Source organism: Streptomyces sp. NPDC054786 (assembly GCF_053611685.1).
Genome location: NZ_JBSHAW010000112.1, coordinates 1 through 1,050, shown reverse-complemented (window position 1 = coordinate 1,050; position 1,050 = coordinate 1). Strand labels below are relative to the sequence as shown.

General features: G+C 65.1%; 1 protein-coding gene. It reads right to left on the bottom strand.

The features are described from left to right. Positions 1-1,010, bottom strand: a 1,010-nt coding sequence (locus ACWGI6_RS38220; RefSeq protein ID WP_453271778.1) for an acyltransferase domain-containing protein, incomplete at its 3' end; no start/stop codon positions are given. Positions 1,011-1,050: the final 40 nt, after the last annotated feature.

Here is a 1,050-nt window from a genome sequence, read left to right as displayed (position 1 = left end):
TCGAGCCAGTAGCGTTGGCGTTGGAAGGCGTAGGTGGGGAGGTCTGTGTGTGTGCCGGGGCGGTTGGTGAGTAGCGGGGACCAGTCGACGGGTGCTCCGTGTACGTATGCCTGGGCCAGGGATGTGGTGAAGCGGGTGAGGGTGCCCTCTTGGCGGTGCAGGGAGCCGATGGTGGTGGCGTTGGTGTGGGTGGTGGTGATGGTTTCCTCGAGGCCGGTTTTGAGTACGGGGTGTGGGCTGGTTTCGATGAAGAGGTTGTGTCCGGTGGTGAGGAGGGCGCGGGTGGCGTCTTCGAAGAGCACTGTGTTGCGGAGGTTGGTGTACCAGTACTCGGCGTTCATGGTGGTGGTGTCGAGGAGGTCGCCGGTGACGGTGGAGTAGAGGGGGATTTCGGCGGTGCGGGGTTGGAGTGGGGTGAGTGCTTGGAGCAGGCGGTCTTTGATGGTTTCGACGAATGCTGAGTGTGAGGCATAGTCGACGGGGATGCGGCGGGTGCGTATGTGGTCGTTTTCCAGTGTGGTCTGGAGTTCGTCGAGTGCTGTGGTGTGGCCGCAGACGACGGTGGAGCGGGGGCTGTTGATGGCGGCGAGGGAGAGTTTGTTGCCCCAGGGTTCGATGCGTTGTCGGGTCTGGGTGGCGGGCAGCGTGATGGACAGCATGCCGCCGGGTCCGGCGAGTTCTTCGGCGATGAGCTGGCTGCGGAGGGCGACTGTGCGGGCGCCGTCTTCGAGGGTGAGGGCGCCGGCTATGACGGCTGCGGCGATTTCGCCCTGGGAGTGGCCGACGACGGCGTCGGGGTGGACTCCGTGGGATTGCCAGAGTCGGGCGAGTGAGACCATGACTGCCCAGAGTGCGGGTTGTATGACGTCCACGGTGTCGAGTGCGGGTGCGTCGGGTCGGCCGCGGAGGACGTCGGTCAGGTTCCAGTCGGTGAAGGCTTGGAGGGCGTGGGCGCATTGGGTCATGGACTCGGCAAAGGCCGGGGCGGAGTCCAGCAGCTCTACTGCCATGCCGGCCCACTGCGAACCCTGACCAGGGAAAACGAACACC